This is a genomic window from Faecalicatena sp. (assembly GCF_058819085.1).
Genome location: NZ_JBZUUL010000006.1, coordinates 1 through 21,719 on the forward strand (window position 1 = coordinate 1; position 21,719 = coordinate 21,719).

The following is a 21,719-nucleotide window of genomic DNA, read 5'->3' on the forward strand; positions in this document are numbered from 1 at the left end:
TCCAGACGATCTTATTGCCGGCCTTCTTGAATTCCGGAGTGATGATCTCACTTTCCGTTGCCATATCAACCGCAAAGGAAACCAGTGTCGGCGGTACATCGATGTCCTGGAAGGTTCCTGACATACTGTCTTTTCCACCGATTGACGGCAGTCCAAATCCAAGCTGTGCGTTGTAAGCACCAAGAAGTGCCGCAAACGGCTGGCTCCATCTCTTTGGATCTTCTGTCATCCTGCGGAAATATTCCTGGAAAGTGAAACGGATCTTTCTGTAATCCCCGCCTGATGCAACGATCTTAGCTACAGATTCTACCACTGCATAGATTGCACCGTGGTACGGGCTCCAGCTTGACAAATATGGGTCGAAGCCATAGCTCATCATGGATACGCTGTCTGTCTTTCCGTTCAGTACCGGGACCTTGGCAACCATGGTCTGTGTTTCTGTCATCTGATATTTCCCGCCATGAGGCATGAACACAGAACCTGCCCCGATGGAACCGTCAAACATCTCCACGAGTCCCTTCTGTGAGCATACATTCAGATCCTTTAATACATCAAGCCATTTCTCTTTGACATCTGCCACTTCTTCTTTGACAAAAAGACTGCCTTCTTTTCCCGGAATCTCTACTTCTACCGTTGTCTCCTGGTGTGCACCGTTGGTATCCAAAAATGCACGGGAAATATTTACGATCTCTCTGCCTCTCCAGACAAGCACCAGTCTAGGAGACTCTGTTACCACAGCAACCTCCACGGCTTCTAAGTTCTCTTCCTTTGCAAATGCAAGGAACTGCGATACGTCTTTTGGATCTACTACAACAGCCATTCGCTCCTGAGACTCTGAGATCGCGATCTCCGTCCCATCCAGTCCGGCATATTTTTTCGGAACCTTGTCCAGGTCAACTCTCAGTCCGTCCGCAAGCTCACCGATCGCTACGGAGACACCGCCTGCACCAAAGTCATTACATTTCTTGATCAGCTTACTTACTTCTTCTCTTCTGAACAGACGCTGGATCTTACGCTCTGTCGGAGGATTTCCCTTCTGAACCTCTGCACCGCAGGTCTCGATAGACTCTTCTGTGTGCACCTTGGAAGAACCGGTCGCTCCGCCGCAGCCGTCACGTCCTGTACGTCCGCCTAATAAAATGATGATATCTCCCGGATCAGAAGTCTCCCGGATCACTGCACGGCGTGGTGCTGCACCTAGTACGGCACCGATCTCCATACGCTTTGCCACATAATCCGGATGATAGATCTCCTTTACTGCGCCTGTTGCCAGACCGATCTGGTTTCCATAGGAGCTGTAGCCTTTGGCTGCGCCGCGGACCAGCTTCTTCTGAGGCAGCTTTCCTTTCAAGGTATCCTGCACAGACACGGTCGGATCAGCCGCTCCGGTCACACGCATTGCCTGGTATACATAGGTACGCCCTGACAGCGGGTCACGGATCGCACCGCCCAGGCAGGTCGCAGCGCCTCCAAACGGTTCGATCTCGGTCGGATGGTTGTGGGTCTCATTCTTGAAGTTGATGAGCCACTCCTCTTCCACTCCGTCTACTTTAATCGGCACAACGATACTGCATGCATTGATCTCCTCTGATTCTTCCTGATCTGCAAGCTTTCCTTCTTTTTTCAGTTTACGCATCGCCATCAGCGCCAGGTCCATCAGGCAGACAAACTTGTCCTCCCTGCCTGCAAAGATTTCGCTGTGATCTTTTAAGTACTGCTTATATGTGTCAACGATCGGTTCCTTATAGTCTCCCTCGCCGAAAGTAACATCCTTTAACTCCGTTGAGAATGTAGTATGGCGGCAGTGATCTGACCAGTAAGTATCCAATACCCTGATCTCTGTCATCGTCGGATCTCTGTGTTCTTCCCCGTTATAATAATTCTGGATATGCTGGAAATCCTTGAATGTCATAGCGAGTCCGAGAGAATCATACAGCTCCTTTAACTCTGCCTCCGGCATGGCCTGAAATCCGTCAAATACCTTGACATCCTCCGGCTCCTCGAAAACGGTCACCAAAGTCTCCGGCTTGTCCATCCCTGTCTCTCTGGAATCCACCGGGTTGATGCAGTGATTCTTGATCGCTGCAAACGCCTCTTCTGTCACTGTTCCTTCTATTACATAGGTTGTTGCAGTCTTGATCACCGGCTTTTCATCTTCCTTGATGAACTGCACGCACTGCTCTGCTGAATCAGCCCTCTGGTCAAACTGTCCCGGAAGATATTCCACAGAAAATACATGGCTGCCCTCTTCCATCGGAAATGTCTCATGATACAAAACATCGACCGGCGGCTCAGCAAAAATACCGTTGCATGCTTTTGCGAAGGTCTCCTCGGAAATATTCTCCACATCGTAACGGATCAGGACACGTACTCCTGTCACCGTACTGATTCCCAGGTAATGCTTGATCTCGTGACGCAGTTCCTTTGCCTGCACGGCAAACTCCGGCTTCTTCTCCACATACACACGTTTTACATTGCTCATTATAGAATCTCCTTTGCATTTTATTCTGTCGCAGCTTCCTGCGCTCTGATCTTCTCCTAAAACAAAGCCATTGGTCTGCACTTTTTGCGCCTCTGGCGGCCGCACCATGGCACCCGCCCCGCCGTATCCATCCTCCTTCTTTTTCCCCGGAAAATGAACAGGCAGACTCTTAACTTCTCTCTCATATTATCACACTTTTTCTGATAAGTACAATTAATATACTTAAACTAATTCATTAGAATTGCTAATGCATTGCTGTTCCTCTCTGTGCACCTGTACCATCACGCTAGTTTGCATTTCTCTTAGATGTTCTTGTCTTTCTCCGCCAGACGGCACTTCCGATCAGCAGAATTACAAGCCCACCAATAAAAAGAATCCCGATTCTTATCACCATATCAAAAAACAGTCCTTCCGGAAGCATCCGAATCATATAGTCCTCTGCCGGGTCAAATAACCACAGGTCATTGGAAAAGAAAATCTCATGAAATTTTGTGAATACAGCGTCAAAATCCCGTGAAACCAGAAAAGCTAAAACCGCACATATGACACCCGATGCCCCCACAGCGATCTGGAATGCCCGGGGAAGTATATACTTCCAGTCAGCTTTCATAAGAAGAAGCGCTGCCAGACAGAGCATAAGCACGATCAGGCTTCCCATCCGAAGACGCAGACCTCCAATAAACAATCCCTGCACGTCTGCCATGTGGAGCTTATCCTGCTCATTAAAGAAGTCCTGCTTTTTTCCCTCTACCGTAGTAAAGACATCCAGGTTCTCCCTGTCCCCTTTCAGATAGTCCATCATCTCATGGGTCACGTACATCACATCTTCCATCTTCATATCTAATTCCGGCAGAACCTGATACTTTTCATATTCCTTCTCATAGAAACCAAAATCTGCGTACATCGCCGCCTGAAAGCTGGACATCAGTAGGATTATGATCACCGCGATAGACGCTGCCACTCCCAACAACCAGTGTAACTTCTTCATTTTCATCTCTCCAATCATCATGCATAGCATTGCTGCTGTAATCCCTGGTATGCTAATTCTTATATTTTATCATAATTCGGATTGTAATTCATCTCAATTTGACTTATAATACACATAACACTTATTAGGAGGTCTAATAATGGACATCAACTATGAACTGTACAAGGTATTTTATCACGTAGCATCAACCTTAAGCTTCTCAGAAGCGTCTAAGCAGCTTTTTATATCCCAGTCTGCCGTGAGCCAATCCATCAAGACTCTGGAGAGAAAGCTGGACCAGACCCTGTTCATCAGAAGTACAAAGAAGGTGCAGCTCACACCAGAAGGGGAGATTTTGCTCCGCCACATCGAACCGGCCATGCACCTGATCCAGCGCGGGGAGGCCCAGCTTTTAGACGCTGCTTCTACCGGAGGCCAGATCCGTATTGGGGCCAGTGATACCATCTGCCGCTATTTTCTGGTGCCCTACCTGGAAAGATTTCATAAAGAGTTTCCCAGCGCCCATATTAAAGTGATCAACCAGACCTCCATTAAATGTGTGGAGCTTTTAGAAACCGGGCAAGTAGACCTGGTAGTCGTCAACTATCCGAACAATTATTTAAGTAATGTCTCCTCGATCAAGAAAATTAAAACCTTCCGTGACGTCTTCATCGCGAACAGCTCCTTTCAGGACCTTCACGGGAAAAAGCTGACTTATCAGCAGCTTTCCAAATATCCGATCCTGATGCTGGACCGCCACAGTACCACGAGTGAATTCCTGCACAGACTGTTCCAGCAGCACCAGCTTGATCTGGTCCCGGAGATCGAACTTACAAGCAACGATTTGTTGATCGACCTGGCACGCATCGGCCTGGGGATCGCATTTATCCCCGATTACTGCCTTGAAAACACACGGGATGATCTGTTCATCGTAGAGACATTAGAAGAACTTCCGCCAAGGGAGCTCGTGATTGCCTATAACGAACAGATCCCACTTTCCAAAGCAGCACGTGAATTTCTTGGATATTTTTAGATTGACTGGATCCTTCCGGATCAGCAAGGCTCCTGTAACAAAGAGCCTGTCATGCTGAATCAGCAGAGAGGATCCTTTTCATTTTTTGAGACAAAATAGTTATTAATTTTAGGAGATTCAAAGTCAAGCAGAGGTATCACTCTGATCTTTTGCTGTGCAATGAAATTTTCCACAAGACTTAGTGGCAAAAATGAATACCCTGCCCCATTTAGAATATAATCCAGTAATTTCGTACTGTTATCTATTTCGAATGCGAACTGATAATACTGCGGAAACAATTGTCTCACGAATATCCCCACCCCCTGCAGCGCAAAGTCACAGTATAAATATTTCAGCGCCGGAAGCTGACTCTTATAGATTCCTTTCTCATAGTCCCTGTTCTCATAATGACAGACCAGAACCAGTTCATCGACCGAAAAACATCTGCAGGTAAAGGATTTTCTTTTCAATGGGATGTATGTATACACATAGTCCAGCTGATCCATCTGTAATTTCTCCAATAATTCCTGGGAATGTCCGATCACTATTTTTAACGCTGTATCCGGGGCATCTGCGGCCAAGCGAATCAGCTTTTCTTTCAGATGGCATTCATAAATGGTATTTGTTGTCCCTATATGTATCATTTTCCTGGAAAATCCGTTTTCATTCAGGCATGCGACTGCTGCTTTATTTAGTTCAAGCATCTTTACTGCATATTCATAGTAGACTTTACCTGCTTCTGTGATCATAAGTCCCTTATTGTTCCTTATGAACAGCGAATGCCCAAGCTCCTTTTCCAGCTCCATAATCCGATTCGTAACCGTCGACTGTGCAATAAATAAGCTTTCGGACGTCTTAGTAAAATTTTTCAGCTGGCACAAAGAAACAAATGTCTCCAGGATTTCAATATTCATTCGTACCCCCTCTATTATCGATTTTTCGAATTGATATGATCTATATAATCTATTTTACTTATCGTAGAGCATTCTATATAATAAGTCAATAAGTTCCAGTAACGATTATATTAAAAAGTGAGGTATGTATATGGAAAATTCGAATCATTTCTGGGGAATAGAAAATCCCGAACAGCTGGCTCAAAAATATGGTACGCTATTGTATGTATATAATGAAACAATTTTAAGAGAACGAGTGAAGGAAATGAAGCGTTTGGTAAACTACGATAAATTCATTGTGGATTATTCTATGAAAGCAAACTCTAATCCGGCGCTTCTAAAACTGCTGCGTGAAGAATCTGTTGAAGTTGACGTCATGTCTCCCGGTGAGATTTATATAGCCATGTCAGCAGGATTCAAACCAGATGAGATTTTCTTTATCTGTAATAATGTGTCTGAGGACGAAATGAAGTTCGCCATCGATAAGGGCATTAAGATCAGCGTCGATTCCTTATCACAGCTGGAGCAGTATGGACAATTAGCTCCCGGCTCGGAAGTGGCGCTTCGTATCAATCCGGGGATTGGTGCGGGGCACCATGCAAAAGTGGTGACAGGCGGTAAGTCCACAAAATTCGGAATCAATCCGGACATGCTGGATGAAATCGAGGATATCTGTAAAAAATATAACTTAAAGGTAACCGGAATTAACCAGCATATTGGCTCGCTTTTCTTAGAGTGTGATGAGTACCTGAAAAGTATTGATTCACTCTTCGAATTCTCGTTAAACTTTCACGATTTAGATTTTATAGATTTTGGAGGGGGATTTGGGGTGCCGTATAACAAAAGCACTGACCGGCACCGCCTGCCATTGGACGAATTGGGGCACTCCTTGTTAAAACACATTCGGGAATTTAATCTGCGTTATGGCAAAGAGCTGTATTACCGGATCGAACCCGGAAGATATATCGCTGCCGAGTGTGGGTGTTTACTGGGCCGGGTTCATGCAGTCAAGGAAAATCACGCAACCTATATCGGTACAGATATCGGATTCAACGCACTGATGAGGCCCATACTGTATGACTCCTATCACGAGATTGACCTGTATAGAAACGGCACTCTTATCGAAGATACCGTTGATAGAAAGCCGGTTACGATTGTAGGAAACATCTGTGAAAGCGGAGATATTCTGGCAAAAGACCGATCGATGCCTTCTATAAAGAAAGGGGATATTTTAGCCGTCAAAAACGCCGGGGCATACGGATATGTCATGAGTTCCAATTATAACGGCCGGCTGCGTCCTGCAGAAGTCCTGATCACATCATCCGGTACATCAAAACTAATACGGAAACGAGATTCCTACGAAAATCTGATTGAAAATTATATTTTTTAGCACTCACCTGTTGACAGTGCTAATAATATGTGCTATATTACATATAGAACAAAGATAACAGATTGAATTTAGGAGGTATGGACTATGTTATTATCAAACAGAAGTTTTTTTAATGATTTTTTCAAGGACCCATTCTTCGAAAGGCCTTTTGATAACTCAGCATCACAGATCATGAAGACTGATATTCACGAGAAAGACGAGAATTATCTCGTAGAGATGGAACTTCCAGGATATCAGAAGGAAGATATCAAAGCTGATTTAAAGGATGGTTATCTCACAATCACAGCAACACACGAGGAGACACAGGAAGAGAAGGACCAGAAAGGCAACTGCATCCGCAAGGAGCGCTACACCGGTTCCTGCAACCGCAGATTCTATGTTGGCGAACAGCTGACTCAGGAAGACATTAAGGCTTCTTTCAAAGACGGCATCCTTTACCTGTATATTCCGAAAGAAGTACCAAAGGCAATCGAAGAACAGCCGAAGTATATCACTATCGAATAATCTGCATATGCAGAACGTATCATAAGTACTATAAGAGAAACAGCAGCTCATAAGGGGCGGCACTCATAAAAGAGCATAGGATTGTTTTCGGGAACGGCATAGCTTTCGGGCTACGCCGTTTCTTTGTTTTCCGCCTGACTTCTCCGGCATTTGCTTTTATTCGTCTATCCATATATAATTATGCTTGTATTGCAATGCAAAAGAGTGGGGGCAGCATGGAATATATCTTGTCCGGAAGATGCCAGATCGGAAGAAATGCGAGGTAAATGAAAGTGAAAAATATTTTGATAATTGACGACGATATTCACATTGGTAATATGCTTGATGAGGTTCTTTCAAAAGAAGGCTACAAGGTATTGCGAGCATATTCTGGAACAGAAGCATTGCTACTGCTTTCAACATCAAATCCGAACCTTGTTTTGCTTGACTTAATGCTTCCCGGGCTATCGGGGGAAGAAGTCCTGCCAAAAATAAAAGAAATACCCGTTATTATTGTTAGTGCAAAAGTAGATATTGATAATAAGGTTGATTTATTGCTCGGCGGTGCTGTAGATTATATTACAAAACCATTTGAAACAAAAGAATTGCTTGCAAGAATTGCCGTTGCACTTCGTAATCCATATACGCCGGCAAAGAACGTATTATCCTTTGATAATTTGTGTCTTGATACAAATACACAAGAAGTTTCTGCCGGAGGAAAAGCTGTAAAACTCACAAGAACGGAATATGCTATTTTGAAAATACTTATGCAGAATCCGTCACAAGTCATAACGAAATCATTATTACTTGACCGTATCAGTGAGGACACTCCCGACTGTACGGATAATTCACTGAAAACGCATATCAGCAATCTGCGAAAGAAATTGCGGGATGTGGGCGGTAAAGAATATATTGAGGCGGTTTGGGGAATTGGTTTCAAATTAAGGCAGAGTGAAATCTTGACTAAATCTTGACTTTTTCTTAACTGCTTTCATGACTGTTTCGCATTAGAATATCAACATCGAACATGTGATATTTCATGCGAAAAAGGAGGCTTATATATGGACTATGTTCTGACGACCAATGCTTTGTGTAAGCAATATGGTACATTCAAAGCGTTAAACGGTCTTTCTATGCACGTTACAAAAGGGGCGATCTATGGTTTTGTCGGGAAAAATGGTGCCGGCAAAACAACTCTTATTCGGTTAATCTGCGGTCTGCAGGAGCCGGATTCGGGCGAATATGTTTTATATGGCAGAAAAAACACCGAAAAGGATATTATGAAATCGCGCAGAAGAATAGGTGCGGTTGTTGAAACACCGTCTATCTATCTGGATATGACAGCAGAGGATAATCTCAAACAGCAGTATCGCATATTGGGACTGCCATCGTTTGATGGATTGACTGAAATTTTGAAGTTGGTTGGTCTTGGCAATACGGGAAAAAAGAAAGCGAAAAACTTTTCTCTCGGTATGCGTCAAAGATTGGGGATTGCAATAGCCCTTGTAGGTAACCCGGATTTTTTAGTCTTGGACGAACCTGTAAATGGTCTTGATCCGCAAGGAATTATTGATATTCGAGAACTGATATTAAAACTCAATCGGGAACAGCAAATTACAGTTTTGATTTCCAGCCATATCCTTGATGAACTTTCTAAACTGGCAACATATTACGGCTTTATTGATAACGGACGCATTGTGAAGGAAATGAGTGCAGACGAATTAGCTGCCGACTGCAAAAAGTGTGTCCGTATGGAAGTAAGCAATACAAAAGCACTTGCCCGTGTGCTTGATGGAATGAAAATTGATTATAAGATTATCACAGGCAAAACTGCTGATGTGTATGCGAAAGTTAATATATCCCAGTTAACTGCCGCATTGACAAAAGAAAATTGCGAAGTGATTTCAATGCAGGAGCGCGATGAAAGTCTGGAAAGTTACTATGTCAGTCTTGTAGGAGGTGAAAAAAATGCGTAAACTACTATCTGCTAATTTTTCCCGCCTTTGGAAAGATAAATTCTTTTGGCTCTGCATGGGAGCGATGCTGATTTATTCGGTTGTGTATATGATGAATGGCTGCAGACAGGCAGCCGCTGATTTATCAGAATACAATTACAGTCTTGATAAGTATTATTTTCATTTTGCAGTAGTAATCGGTGCATTTTGTGCGTTATTCAGTAGTATGTTTTTAGGAACTGAATATAGTGACGGAACAATTAGAAATAAAATTATTGTTGGACATACAAGAACGAGCATTTATATTGCTAATTTGATTACTTCATTCACCGCTACTTTGCTGCTGATGTTGGTATGGCTGATTGGAGCATTGGCTGCCATTCCTACTCTCGGAGTTTGGGAAATGGGTGTCCCCAATTTATTTGCATACCTGCTAATTGCGGTTATGTTTGAAGCGGCTCTTGCAGCAATATTTACCTTCGTCTGTATGCAGACTGCCAACAAAGCTACTACTGTTGTTATTTCTATACTGTTGTTTCTTGGACTGATTGTTTTTGCAAGTATGATAAATAACGGTCTTAGTCAGCCGGAAATGACAAGTGGGGTTCAAATATCTGCAAATGGAATTGATATGTCCGAGCCAACTCCCAATCCGAATTACATCAGCGGAGTTCAACGGACAATCTATGAATTTATTGTTGACTTTTTGCCTACAGGACAGGGGCTGCAAATGTCGCAGCTGAAAATTGATCATGCTGTCCGTATGCTTGTATCGTCTGTTGTCATTATTGTTTTGACAACATTAGGCGGGCTGTTTGTTTTTAAAAGAAAAGATTTAAAGTAAGGAGATTACTATGGAAGTATGGTTATGGGCTGTTATCGGTATTATGGCTTTGATTGTCACTGCGCTGCTAATTAAAATCTATTTCCTGCAAAAAGCTGCAAAAGAAATTGCAAATGCCTTTGCTGACAGGCTCATAACTGATACAAATACGCTGATCGATATTTCTTGCAATGACAGATATATGCGTAAACTGGCCAATGCCATCAATGTTGAGCTCCGTAAGCTCCGTGTGCAGCAGCATCGTTTTCAGCAGGGAGATACGGAACTCAAAAATGCCGTTACAAATATTTCTCACGATTTACGGACACCTCTTACCGCCATTTGCGGATACTTGGATTTGCTTCAAAATGAGAACAAATCTGAAAACGCAACACGCTATCTTGAACTCATTGAAAACCGCACACAGGCACTAAAGCAGTTGACTGAAGAACTATTTAGGTATTCGGTTATTATGTCAGCGCAAGAGCCTATGCGGCTTGAAACAGTGTGTGTAAATCGCGTTTTAGAAGAAAGCCTTGCGGCGTTTTATGCAGTTTTAACAGAACGCAGTATCTCCCCAGAAATAGAAATCACTGAAAAACAAATCTTATGCTATGTGAACAAAGCGGCTCTTATGCGTGTTTTCGAAAATATCTTAAGCAATGCGTTGAAATATAGCGATGGCGATTTAAAAGTTGAGCTGCTTGAAAGCGGGGAACTAATATTTTCAAATACAGCCTGTAAGCTAAATGAAATACAAGTTGGAAAGCTGTTCAATCGTTTCTTTTCTGTCGAGGCAGCAAGAAACTCTGCGGGCTTGGGTCTTGCCATTTCAAAAGCGTTGGTTGAACAAATGGACGGTACTATATCGGCACAGTATAAGGGGGATAGATTAAGTATTTGTGTCGCGTTCCCCATAGCAGCCTCCAAACAGTCTGCTGTTTTTCTCTCTTAATGCTTTCCGGTCTTCAAAGATAACTCGATCTCTGAGCGCTCCCGCTCTTTCCTCTTCTGCCTGTACATCAGCAGATAAAATACGGCTGCCGCGCTTCCTCCAAGTATGGTTCCTCCCATTCCCAACAGTCTCATCCACTCAGGCAGGCTGTAGTGTAGAAGATGCTGTGAATTTAAGGAAGTTGGCAGCATCACTAGAAGCGCATAAAATGTCAGGATCTTAATGGATCTTTGATAAGCTTTTTCATAATTTTTACTTCTGTCTGTTTTCATAAATAAAGCTCCTTTCTTAAAAGAAAGGCTTTCCCGCATATCCAGAAGAGAGGGATCCATTGTTTCATACGTCTGGTCCAGTTTTAAGAATATCCCGCACATTTCCTTTATCTCTCCCAGCTCGTCAATCTCACCTTCAATCTCCGAAATCCGTTTTGAAACAACTTCATTCAGCGATTCGCCTCCCGTCTTAAGTTCCCTGATCTCTGCCACCGAAATTCCAAGCATTCTAAGTGCCTTGATTTTCTTCAGACAGATAATATCTTCTTCACAGTAATCCCGATAATTGTTATCCGAATTGCGATGAGGTGTGATCAGCCCCTGTTCTTCATAATAGCGGATGTTAGCCTTTCGGATTCCCACTTCTTTTTCTGCTTCTTTAATATTCATGGTGTCCTCCTTCGCTAACATTAAAAGCTATCAAGTGGCTTGAATGTCAATACTTTTCTGATAATAACTTATGTTCACTCCAGAAATCATCGAGATGCCCCTTCATACTTTCCAGTCTGCATCCCTTAAGTCCTTCCCATTCCCTTGGGAAAATTTCTCTGTACTGCCTTCCCAGAAACCGTTCGTCGAGCAGCACGATCACACCCTTATCTTTCTCCGTCCGGATTACCCGTCCCGCTGACTGAAGCACTTTATTCATTCCCGGATAGAGATATGCATAGTCGAATCCTCTCATCCCTCTGCTGTCAAAATACTGCTTTAGAATCTCCCGGTCATTACATACCTGGGGCAGTCCTGTTCCGATAATGACCGCACCGATCAGCCTGTCTGCCGTCAGGTCGATCCCTTCCGAAAAAATCCCGCCCATCACGCAGAATCCGGCCAGAGAACTGTCACGGTCCTCCTCAAAGGTTTCCAAAAAGACTTCCCTGGCCTCCTCCCCCATAAACTGTGACTGGATAATACATTCGATATCCTCCCGGCCGCATATCTCAACCTGAAAGTACTCGTATACATCTTCCATGAAACGATAGGAAGGGAAAAAGATCATATAATTCCCTTTTTTCGCTTCTACGACCTGCAGGATATACTTTGCAAACTTTTCATACATCCCTGCCCCCCGCATGGTATACTTTGTGCTGACATCAGTTCCCATGAGCAGAAGCCGGTTCTCCTTGGGAAAAGAGGATTCTGCATAAATCGCATAATCATCTTTTTCCACACTCAACAGCTTTTTATAATAATGAATCGGCAAGAGCGTTGCAGAAAAGAAAACCGTACTATTCCCCTGATCCAGATAATTTTTCAGGTTTACCGCAGGATTCACACAGAGCAGTTTTAATTTAAACCGTCCATCCCGTTCCAGCTCCGTGTAGATCACATAATTCTCATCCAAAATATCATGGATATTCAGGAAATCTCTGACCTGAAAATAAAAATTAAGAACCTGCTCCCTCTTTTCCTCACTCTGCACTTCTTCCAGATACTCTTCAATCCCTGACATCACATTCATCAGCTTTACCGCGATATGAGAGACACCGTCGAGTATCTGGTAATTCTCACACTCCCTCTTCAAAGCGAGCAGCTGCTTGTTACACTCATCCAATCTTTTAGCTAGGCTGGGATCCTCCGTCTTCACAAGCCGCTTCATCTCCAGGATATCCTCTTTATAAAGTGCTGCACTGTACATTTCCCGTCCCCGTTCTACCAGGTTGTGGGCCTCGTCGATCAAAAACAGGTATTCACCTTTATTCCCCTCGGAGAAAAACCGTTTCAGGTGAGCATTTGGATCAAACACATAATTGTAATCGCAAATAACTGCGTCTACCCATATCGAGACATCCAAAGCCATTTCAAAGGGGCAGACCTTGTACTTTTCAGCCTGCCGTTCAAGAGCTTCGCGGCTCATATCATCTGAATGTACGATCATATCGAAGACAGCATCATTCACTCTGTCATAGTGCCCCTTTGCATATGGGCAGTGATCCGGGTTGCAGATTGTTTCTTCACAAAAACAGATCTTTTCCTTGGCTGTCAGTGTAATGACCTTTAGGCTCAGATCCTGCCTCTTCAGCGTCTGAAAAGCCTGTTCTGCCACGGTCCGTGTGATCGTCTTTGCCGTCAGATAAAAAATCTTCTCTCCCAGTCCTTCCCCCACTGCTTTTACCGCGGGAAACACCGTCGCCATTGTCTTCCCAACTCCTGTAGGCGCCTGGATGAACAGCTTTTTCTTTCTCAGGATAGTTCGGTATACAGAGGTTACAAGATCTCTCTGTCCATCTCTATACTCAAACGGGAACTCCACTCCTTTGATCGAAGCATTCCGTTTTTCCTTCCATTCCATCTGAAATCTGGCCCACTTCTCATATTTTCCAACCAGGTCCAGAAACCAGTTTTCCAGCTCCCCGTAAGAAAAACTCTGGGTAAACTGTTTCAGCTCTTCTGTCTCAAGATGGCAGTATGTCATCTGCACATGGATACTCTCAAGCTCCTCCTGCTTCGCATAAATATATGCATAGCATTTTGCCTGCGCCAAATGTACATTAGAAGGAGCCTCGATATGGATCAATTCCCTCAAAACTCCTTTGATCTCATCGATCGTGACCTCAGCTTCGTCTTCTATAATCCCATCTGCTCTTCCTTCTACCTGAAGGGTAAAGCTCTCGCATGGTATCTGTATTTTCAGAGGAACCTCTGCACGATAATTAGAACCCATGCGCCGCTGTATCTTGCGATGGATTCTACTTCCCTGCTGCATGGTATCCTTGTCCATGCCGCCTGATCTTCGATTGTCTAAGTCCCCCTCCCGCAGAATAAACTCTACGAGACTGCGGACCGATATTTTAATTAACTCTTTCTCGTCCATGTTTCCTAGTATATCATAAACAGCAGTTTCGCAAAAGCCCCTATTAACTGCTTTGGCAGATGCATTTGGATGGATACTTCTGGACAGATGTCTTACGATACCTCAAATTTTCTCTGCGTCCAAATATGATATCATGTCATATGACAACAGTGAATTGGATATAATTTGCTCCACCGATTTCTTCCTGGCCTACAGTGATCTCACCACCGGCCTTTTCGGCAATTGCTTTTGCACGGTATAGCCCAATGCCACGTTCTCCTGTCTTTTTGCTCTTTGTCGTATATCCATTTTCGAAGAAATGTCCGATCTCCTCGAAAGAGACCTTCTCGTGCTGATTCAGAATCTGGAAAAACAAATGATCATACTGAGAATCCAGGATCATCCTGACTTTACTGCCTTCCTTGGGACAGGCTTCATAGGCATTATCAACCAATACCCCTACGATCTCTATCAGCCTATGCTCAGACACTCCTGATATGATTTCTCTGCTGCGGACTTCTATCTCTGTTGTGATTTCCTCTCTGGAGCTGACGATCTTGCTATATAAAAAGCCAGCCAGCACCTTATCACTGATCCGTAAAAGCGGCAGATACTGATTGACTCCGTCCCTGCTGATCTCCTTAATGTACTCGGACTGCTGCTTGACCAGTTCATCATAATTATCTACCGTCAGATGCATATTCAATATCGCATTGAGGTGGTTGTCAAACTCATGCTGCCTGGCCCGGATCTCCTTAACTAATTCCTCCAGGGGCTGTATATACAGCTGATACATGATCAATTCCTTCTGCTGCTCTTTTATGATATCACTGCTCATTTTCCAATCAATCGTTCCCCATATGATGACGATCAAAAATAGGATAAATACAATGATCATCTTTAAGTCCAGAGTCCGGCTCACCTTAAGATCTATGACCAGATAAACGGCAATCGCCAATGAAAAGAAGCAGAACACACGATATAAAACCTTTTTGATCTCTTTACTCATTCAACAGCCTCCTGACCTCTGCCTTGTAGGTGACCCCGATATCGATACGGTCCGGATATCCTTCCATCTGGATCATCTGATTGACCAGATCATAATATTTCACAAAGTCCTGGTTCACAACAAACATCCTGTGACACTGGATAAAACCATTCTTTGGCAGCTTATCTAAAAGCTGGCGGATAGAAAGATACGGAATCTCCATCTGCTCTGTCTTCAGATAAATGCACACTCCCCGCGGGATCGCTTTACAGAAAACGATATCTTCACACAAAATTTTATAGTTGATCCCATTCTTTTTTACAATGATGAATGGCTTTTCATAAGAACGCGTATGAGCCAGCACCTTTCTTACAACTCTGCAGACCTCTGTTTCCTCATAAGGCTTCAATATATACTGATAGCAGTGAATCTTTCTGTAAGCCTCCATCTCCAGTGCACTCACTGATGTCAGCATGACAATCGGTGTTAGTTCATACTTCATGACAGCCCTGACCTTCTCAGCAAATGTAATACCGGATGCATCCTCCCTATCCTCTCTGTTCAGATTCACATCCAGCAAAAACAAGTCGTAGTTCTTCCCGGAATCAAGCAGTTCTTCTGCTTCCTTTAGATCCGATGCTGCATCGACTCTGACCTCTTCTCCCAATTTACCAAGCATGGATACTAATGCGATCCTGCTGACATTATCATCCTCTAAAACAAGTATTCCTGCCATCGTATGCTCCCTGTCTCTTAATTATAGTTACGCCCCGGCAGACTTCAGGCCGGGGCGTAACCGATGAAAGTGGTATCACCACGTTTCTCTATATTATTTTACTTTTATGCCGCTGCTGCTATTCTGCTTTATCGACTCCTGCAACCTCTGCGATCGTCTTAGTCAGACCCGCAATCCCCTGCAATTCTGACGGGATAATGATCTTCGTTGCCTTGCCGTCTGCTGCCTTTACAAATGCCTCCAGACTCTTGATCGTCAATACCGCGTTATCTGCGCCGGCTGCTTTGATAAACTCGATACCTTCTGCCGTTGCTTTCTGTACGCTTCTGATCGCCTCTGCCTGACCTTCTGCCTCTTTAATCCTCTTCTGCTTCTCAGCTTCTGCCTTCAGGATCGCAGCCTGCTTGGACGCCTCCGCCTCCAGAATCACAGACTCTTTCTCACCTTCTGCAACAAGGATCGTAGACTTCTTTTCACCCTCTGCTCTTAGGATCGCTTCTCTTCGTTCACGCTCTGCCTTCATCTGCTTCTCCATAGCATCCTGGATTGCCTTAGGCGGCATGATATTCTTTAATTCCACACGATTTACCTTGATTCCCCAAGGGTCCGTTGCGATATCAAGTGATGTCCTCATCTTGGAGTTGATCGTCTCTCTGGATGTCAGTGTCTCATCCAGTTCCAGATCACCAATAATATTACGCAGTGTTGTGGCCGTCAGATTTTCGATCGCAGCAATCGGGCTTTCCACCCCATATGCATACTGCTTAGGGTCTGTGATCTGGAAAAATACAACAGTATCGATCTGCATTGTTACATTGTCTTTCGTGATCACAGCCTGTGGTTCAAAGTCTACCACCTGCTCCTTTAATGATACTCGCTTTGCAACTTTGTCAAGGATCGGAATCTTAAAATGCAGTCCCACGCTCCAGGTCTCCTTATATCCTCCGAGACGTTCCAGGATATATGCGTGTGCCTGCGGTACAATCCTTACATTTGTAACTAAAATCAAAAGCACGATAATTAAAATAGCTATTCCAACCCAAAGTCCCATCCTTTATTCCTCCTCATATTTCTTTACGATTAGTTTCACTCCGGATATGCTGACCACCTTAGCCAATGATCCGGGGCTTATGACCTCTTCATCCTTCTCTGCCCTTGCCGTCCATTCCAGGCCGTTCACTACGGCCGTTCCTGTCTGTGCCAGATTATCTACCGTCTCCGTAACCCTGACTATTTTACCGATCACACCCTCATAATTCGTCTTTTCATGATGAGCGTTTATGTATTTTACCGCAAAAGGACGGGTAAAAAACAAAAGTAAAAATGAGACTACGAAAAACACGCCAACCTGCCATATCAGATTCAGACCGGCAATATTAAGGAGCAGTGCCGCCAGGGCTCCTCCGGCCAGCCAGACCGATGTCAACCCTACCGTGATGATCTCGATAACCAGAAAAACGATCAACAGTCCAAGCCATACAAAAGCTTCTGTCTCCATACTTCTCCCTTCTCTCAGACTTCATATTTCATCCGGCTTATGATTTCCCTCCCGATGATAGTTATATGTTAATCCAGCTGGTTCTATTATACAATACTTTTTGCGTGAATGCAGTGATTTCTTGTTTTAATGAAATTCTGTCATATCCTGTCTGAAATGAATGGGTAAATGGTTTCTCTGGCAGTCTGGATTTTCCCTTTCCTTTATGGCAATCGAACTGCAGAAGCCTTTCCACATTCTCGCATATTCGGATTCCGATGCCGAGATCCGCCCTGCTGCCTCATGATCCAGCTCCTCTCCCTGCACAAGCACCCAGTCAGCCTTAGCCCGGTGTACAAGAAACTCCTTATGGGTCTTGTCATAGACCATCCAGTTCTCCAGCGGGAACCGGTTTGTAAAATGATCCGCTATGCAGGTAAGGACCCGTCCCTTTGGTGTGATCTCAGAAAGCAGTACACCATTTTCTAACTCCCGGAAACGGATAAATTCTCTAAACATATGTGCCTCATTTGCCACTCTTCTGCTAAGTTCAAATACCTTGGCCACATAAGAGTTGCTCAGGTGCTCCATGATCCTTCGGCTGTCACCTGCTTTCCTGGCTGCAAGCATGGTCTGATAGGCAGCATCTGCCTTATCAGCATCGTCTGACAGCAGTGCATGATAAATATCCCAATAAGCATTATACCCAAGATGGTTCTTTATCAACCGCTCTACAGCAATAGATTTTTGTTCCGTCTCTTCTACTTCCCGATATTCACAAAATAATTGAGGCATCATAAATCCCCGCAGCGCTATCCCTGATTCTTGATCCCGGCTTTTTTTCCAGGCATCATATATTGCCGAAAAGATGCCTGTGATCGTATCATGGCAAATGTATACCTGCTTCATTGCTTCCTTCCCTCTTTCACCCTACTATTGTCTGGACCTGCGACTCCCGGAAATTCACATCATCAAACAACGACAGCTGCTTATATGTCATGCCTGTCACAGAATCCGGCAGCTTCTCCCTGGTATTCAGAAGATTCCTCATAATATAGTCTTCCTCTATCTTTGTGTTATACATCATCCTGCCGTTGCAGGTAAGAAAATAGAGCGCCCTTTTAAGTACCACTCCCATCTTCTTCAAGTCTTCAAACTGTAATCTCCCCATTCTTCTGGCTTTTACGATCCTTTCAGCAGACTTATAGCCGATCCCCGGGACCCTGAGCAGTGTACGATAATCAGCCTGGTTCACCTCTACCGGAAAATACTCCAAATGCTTAAGCGCCCAGTCACACTTCGGATCCAGAAAAATATTAAAATTCGGATTCTTTTCATCCAGAAGCTCTTTCGCCTCAAAATGATAATAACGCAGCAGCCAGTCCGCCTGATAGAGCCTGTGTTCCCTCAAAAGCGGCGGACCCTCATTCGTGCGCGCCGGCAACAGGGAGTCCTCATTCACTGCGATAAAGGCAGAATAAAACACTCTCTTTAACTCAAACTTCTGATATAAAGACTCGGCCACATTCAGGATCTGATAGTCCGATTCCGGGGTAGCACCGATAATCATCTGTGTACTCTGCCCCGCAGGAACAAAACGTGGTGCATTCTTATACACCGTGATCTCCTGCTTATTGTCATGCATCTTCTGCTGTACGAGCCGCATAGGGGCCAGTATATTCTTCCGGCTCTTATGAGGCGCCAGAAGTTTTAAGCTCTCTGCTGTGGGCAGTTCCAGATTCACACTCATCCTGTCTGCCAAAAAACCAACTCTCTGTATCAGCTCCTGGTCTGCCCCGGGAATCGCTTTTACATGGATATATCCCTGGAAATTACGTTCATAACGCAGCTTATACAAGGCTGCATAGATCAGCTCCATCGTATAGTTGGGGCTTTTCAATACTCCTGAGCTCAAAAACAGGCCCTCTATATAATTCCTCCTGTAAAACTCCATCGTCAGCGTACAGATCTCTTCCGGGGTAAAGGAAGTCCGCACAACATCATTAGAAGAACGGTTAATACAATACTTGCAGTCAAAAATACATTCATTGGTGAACAGGATCTTCAGCAGGGAAATACATCTTCCATCTGCTGAAAAGCTGTGGCAGATCCCAGCCTTAAAGCAATTCCCCATGCCTGTCCCGTCACCTTGTCTGTCGACGCCGCTTGAGGTGCAGGCAACATCATACTTTGCCGCATCACTCAGGATCTGCAGCTTATCATACATTGACATCTGTTCCTGAATTATCTCTGCCATCTTCCTATACTTCCTTTCGTTCCCTCTAAAATACACAGGCACTCCGATTCGTAAGCACTGTGACCCAAACTTAACCCAAACGGACCAATATTCATCATTCCATTTTAGAACATGTGTTTGTTTTTATTATAATAGCATATATCCAGCGTACTTTCAAGAACATTTGTTCGCTTTTATCAAAATGTTTTTCATTAAAAAAATAAAAAAAGAAGTTCCGGTCCATCCTAAAAGGATTTCCCGAAACTTCTGATGTACTGCCTAATTTACTGAAACAGGCATCTTCTATTCACATTCCCTGATCCTCTTCCTCAGAGGGAGAACCATAGACGGAGACACGGAAAGCTCATCCAGTCCCATTTTCAAAAATTCTTCTGTTAATTCCAGATCAGCGCCCAGCTCACCGCAGATACCAATCCACTTGCCCTCCGCATGAGCATTCTCAGCAGCCATTCTGATCATGGCCAGCACTGCCGGGTGATGCGGATCATAGAATTCATCCAGCTTAGAATTCTGACGGTCGATTGCAAGGGTATACTGTGTCAGGTCATTGGTTCCCACACTAAAGTAATCCACTTCTTTTGCCAGTTCACGGCTGATCATAACGGACGCCGGGGTCTCGATCATCACACCCAGCTCCACATCTTCCTTATAAGGAATTCCTTCTGATTTCAGTTCCGCCTTTACCTCTGCGATGATCTCCTTGATCTTATGGATCTCACCAATGGAAATAATCATAGGGAACATAATGGAAATATTGCCAAACATTGCCGCACGGTATAAAGCACGCAGCTGTGTCTTGAAGATCTCCGGTCTTGTCAGGCAGATCCGGATCGCACGATATCCAAGTGCCGGATTATCTTCCTTATCCAGCCCGAAATAATCTACCTGCTTGTCCGCTCCGATATCCAGAGTACGGATAATGACCTTCTTGCCTGCCATATTCTCTGCAACCTGCTTATAAACGGCAAACTGCTGTTCTTCTGTCGGGAATGTATCATTCTCAAGATATAAGAATTCACTTCTGAACAGACCGATTCCGCCGGCATCATTCTTCAATACTGCACCCACATCAGAAACATTACCGATATTGGCATATACATTGATCTTCTGGCCGCTCTTGGTAACATTCTCTTTTCCTTTGAGCTGCTCAAGAAGCGCCTTCTGCTCTAAGTCCTTTGCACGCTTTTCCTTCATGACTGTGAGAGTCTCTTCGTCAGGATCGATATACAATGTTCCTGTAAAACCATCTATGACTGCCATCTTACCGTCATAATCCTGGCTTAAAGCTTCTCCCAGGCCAATCACAGCTGGGATATTCATAGTCCTTGCCAGGATCGCTGTGTGAGAGTTGGAAGAACCATACATCGTCGCAAATCCGAGTACCTTGCTCTTGTCCAGCTGGACAGTCTCACTTGGTGCCAGATCGTCTGCCGCGATGATAGAAAGTTCATCTGTCTGCTTCACACCTTCTCCCACACCGCAAAGGATGTCCAGGACACGTTCGGACACATCCTTGACATCTGCCGCACGTCCCTGCATATAAGCATCGTCCATAGAGGCAAACATCTGTGCAAAATTATCTGCAGTAGTCGCAACCGCAAACTCCGCATTCACTTCCTGAGTCCTGATGATATTCTCGATGGATTCAATATAATCCAAATCCTCAAGCATCATCTGGTGGATCTCGAAAATCATAGCATTGGCTTCACCAACATCTTCGAGCGCTTTATCATAAAGCTCTTTGAGCTGGCTTACAGCCTCTGCCTTTGCATCCTGAAAACGGGTGCATTCTGCTTCTACATCATCTACATGCGCACGTTTGATTACTTTTTGGTTCCTCTTATAAAAAGAGAGTTTTCCGATGGATACTCCACCGAATACACTTTTACCTGTTAATGTGATCATAATACCATCCTTAAACTATTTGAATTATAAGTTCTCTTTGAAAAATGCTTCTAATTCTGCGATCGCTGTCTCTTCATCTTCACCCTCTGCTGTCATAACGATCTCTTCTCCGGTCTTAACGCCTAAGCCCATAACACCAAAGATCCTCTTAGCATCTGCTGTCTTCTCACCTTTTCCGATTTTAATATCTGATTTGTAGCCTGCTGCCTGTTTTACTAACAGCCCTGCCGGCCTTGCGTGGATCCCCTCTGGGTCAGTGATGACATATTTAAATTCTTTCATAGTACAATTTTCCTCCTGTTCTTAATTTTAACTTAGTCCAGTATATAA

Annotated in this window: 20 protein-coding genes; 7 read left to right on the forward strand and 13 right to left on the reverse strand. The window is 44.1% G+C overall.

Annotation, left to right across the window (positions count from 1 at the left end; all coding sequences use genetic code 11):
• On the reverse strand, positions 1–2,482 hold a 2,482-nt coding region (locus tag AC4OGX_RS04340), incomplete at its 3' end, for a phosphoribosylformylglycinamidine synthase (protein ID WP_493328704.1).
• A 286-nt stretch (positions 2,483–2,768) separates the two neighbouring features.
• A complete protein-coding gene (locus AC4OGX_RS04345) occupies positions 2,769–3,470 on the reverse strand; it encodes a TIGR01906 family membrane protein (protein WP_493328705.1) in 702 nt (233 codons plus the stop codon).
• Between the two features lie 139 nt (positions 3,471–3,609).
• On the opposite strand from AC4OGX_RS04345, the gene AC4OGX_RS04350 reads away from it, so the two are divergent.
• Positions 3,610–4,482: a LysR family transcriptional regulator gene (locus AC4OGX_RS04350; RefSeq protein WP_493328706.1), complete on the forward strand. Its 873-nt coding sequence runs from the start codon at positions 3,610–3,612 to the stop codon at positions 4,480–4,482.
• Positions 4,483–4,541: 59 nt separating this feature from the next.
• Here AC4OGX_RS04350 and AC4OGX_RS04355 read toward each other — a convergent pair whose 3' ends face one another.
• Complete coding sequence (locus AC4OGX_RS04355; protein ID WP_493328707.1) at positions 4,542–5,375, reverse strand: LysR family transcriptional regulator; 834 nt, start codon at positions 5,373–5,375, stop codon at positions 4,542–4,544.
• Positions 5,376–5,505: 130 nt separating this feature from the next.
• On the opposite strand from AC4OGX_RS04355, the gene lysA reads away from it, so the two are divergent.
• From lysA to AC4OGX_RS04385, 6 genes are all read left to right on the forward strand, one after another.
• Positions 5,506–6,744 (forward strand): diaminopimelate decarboxylase, encoded by a 1,239-nt coding sequence (gene lysA, locus AC4OGX_RS04360; RefSeq protein WP_493328708.1) that lies wholly within the window; start codon positions 5,506–5,508, stop codon positions 6,742–6,744.
• Positions 6,745–6,828: 84 nt separating this feature from the next.
• The gene (locus AC4OGX_RS04365) at positions 6,829–7,248 is read left to right on the forward strand and encodes an Hsp20/alpha crystallin family protein (protein ID WP_493328709.1); all 420 of its coding nucleotides are present in this window, start codon (positions 6,829–6,831) and stop codon (positions 7,246–7,248) included.
• 272 nt (positions 7,249–7,520) lie between these two features.
• Positions 7,521–8,201, forward strand: coding sequence for a response regulator transcription factor (locus tag AC4OGX_RS04370; RefSeq protein WP_493328834.1), 681 nt, complete (start codon positions 7,521–7,523; stop codon positions 8,199–8,201).
• Between the two features lie 87 nt (positions 8,202–8,288).
• Entirely contained in the window at positions 8,289–9,203 is a 915-nt protein-coding gene (locus tag AC4OGX_RS04375; RefSeq protein WP_493328710.1) for an ATP-binding cassette domain-containing protein, read from the forward strand.
• Positions 9,196–10,026, forward strand: a complete 831-nt coding sequence (locus tag AC4OGX_RS04380) for an ABC transporter permease (RefSeq protein WP_493328711.1) — start codon at positions 9,196–9,198, stop codon at positions 10,024–10,026. The genes AC4OGX_RS04375 and AC4OGX_RS04380 overlap by 8 nt, the downstream gene beginning before the upstream one ends.
• A 10-nt stretch (positions 10,027–10,036) precedes the next feature.
• On the forward strand, positions 10,037–10,960 hold the full coding sequence (locus tag AC4OGX_RS04385; protein WP_493328712.1) for a sensor histidine kinase: 924 nt from the start codon (positions 10,037–10,039) through the stop codon (positions 10,958–10,960).
• On the opposite strand, the gene AC4OGX_RS04390 is transcribed toward AC4OGX_RS04385, so the two are convergent.
• The 10 genes from AC4OGX_RS04390 to AC4OGX_RS04435 form a co-directional block, all read right to left on the reverse strand.
• Positions 10,957–11,622, reverse strand: a complete 666-nt coding sequence (locus tag AC4OGX_RS04390) for a helix-turn-helix domain-containing protein (protein ID WP_493328713.1) — start codon at positions 11,620–11,622, stop codon at positions 10,957–10,959. The genes AC4OGX_RS04385 and AC4OGX_RS04390 overlap by 4 nt on opposite strands.
• A 46-nt stretch (positions 11,623–11,668) precedes the next feature.
• On the reverse strand, positions 11,669–14,047 hold the full coding sequence (locus AC4OGX_RS04395; protein WP_493328715.1) for an ATP-dependent DNA helicase: 2,379 nt from the start codon (positions 14,045–14,047) through the stop codon (positions 11,669–11,671).
• A gap of 136 nt (positions 14,048–14,183) precedes the next feature.
• Positions 14,184–15,035: a sensor histidine kinase gene (locus AC4OGX_RS04400; RefSeq protein WP_493328716.1), complete on the reverse strand. Its 852-nt coding sequence runs from the start codon at positions 15,033–15,035 to the stop codon at positions 14,184–14,186.
• On the reverse strand, positions 15,028–15,750 hold the full coding sequence (locus AC4OGX_RS04405; RefSeq protein WP_493328717.1) for a LytR/AlgR family response regulator transcription factor: 723 nt from the start codon (positions 15,748–15,750) through the stop codon (positions 15,028–15,030). The genes AC4OGX_RS04400 and AC4OGX_RS04405 overlap by 8 nt, the downstream gene beginning before the upstream one ends.
• Before the next feature lie 118 nt (positions 15,751–15,868).
• A complete protein-coding gene (locus AC4OGX_RS04410; protein WP_493328719.1) occupies positions 15,869–16,801 on the reverse strand; it encodes an SPFH domain-containing protein in 933 nt (310 codons plus the stop codon).
• 3 nt (positions 16,802–16,804) lie between these two features.
• Positions 16,805–17,248 carry an NfeD family protein gene (locus AC4OGX_RS04415; RefSeq protein ID WP_493328720.1) on the reverse strand — a complete coding sequence of 148 codons (444 nt, stop codon included), beginning with the start codon at positions 17,246–17,248 and terminating at the stop codon, positions 16,805–16,807.
• Positions 17,249–17,374: 126 nt separating this feature from the next.
• The gene (locus AC4OGX_RS04420) at positions 17,375–18,136 is read right to left on the reverse strand and encodes a TIGR03915 family putative DNA repair protein (protein WP_493328721.1); all 762 of its coding nucleotides are present in this window, start codon (positions 18,134–18,136) and stop codon (positions 17,375–17,377) included.
• Between the two features lie 16 nt (positions 18,137–18,152).
• The gene (locus AC4OGX_RS04425; RefSeq protein WP_493328722.1) at positions 18,153–19,484 is read right to left on the reverse strand and encodes a putative DNA modification/repair radical SAM protein; all 1,332 of its coding nucleotides are present in this window, start codon (positions 19,482–19,484) and stop codon (positions 18,153–18,155) included.
• Between the two features lie 282 nt (positions 19,485–19,766).
• Positions 19,767–21,389 carry a phosphoenolpyruvate--protein phosphotransferase gene (ptsP, locus tag AC4OGX_RS04430; protein WP_493328723.1) on the reverse strand — a complete coding sequence of 541 codons (1,623 nt, stop codon included), beginning with the start codon at positions 21,387–21,389 and terminating at the stop codon, positions 19,767–19,769.
• A 24-nt stretch (positions 21,390–21,413) separates the two neighbouring features.
• Positions 21,414–21,671 carry an HPr family phosphocarrier protein gene (locus tag AC4OGX_RS04435; protein ID WP_493328725.1) on the reverse strand — a complete coding sequence of 86 codons (258 nt, stop codon included), beginning with the start codon at positions 21,669–21,671 and terminating at the stop codon, positions 21,414–21,416.
• Positions 21,672–21,719 lie beyond the last annotated feature (48 nt).